1 pseudogene is annotated in these 319 nt (G+C 27.0%); it reads right to left on the reverse strand.

Annotated elements, in window-relative coordinates:
* Positions 1-110 (reverse strand): annotated as a pseudogene (locus Q0776_RS17745) (bifunctional 4-hydroxy-2-oxoglutarate aldolase/2-dehydro-3-deoxy-phosphogluconate aldolase); the annotation flags it as partial.
* Positions 111-319 lie beyond the last annotated feature (209 nt).

Genomic DNA, 319 nt, shown 5'->3' on the forward strand with positions numbered 1-319 from the left:
CAAGCTTTTAATACTTTTTTACTTAATTCTATATCGTTATTAAAAAACAAAGGAATCATTCCTGTTTCTTTCATTGCATTTGCAACTTCTATTCTAGTAAATTGTGCCATTTTAATTTTATATTTTTTAGTTGTATTAGATAAAAAATAAGGAAGGCTGAGTTTTTTATAAACCCAACTTCCTTATTAACCAAATCTAATTAAAAGTCTTCATTTTTTTATCTAGCAACTCTACCAGAAGCGTCACCACCCATTAATTTTTTAACTTCATCTATAGTCGCTAAATTTGCATCACCTTTAATAGTGTGTTTTAAACACGA

This window comes from uncultured Lutibacter sp. (assembly GCF_947495725.1).
GTDB lineage: Bacteria > Bacteroidota > Bacteroidia > Flavobacteriales > Flavobacteriaceae > Lutibacter.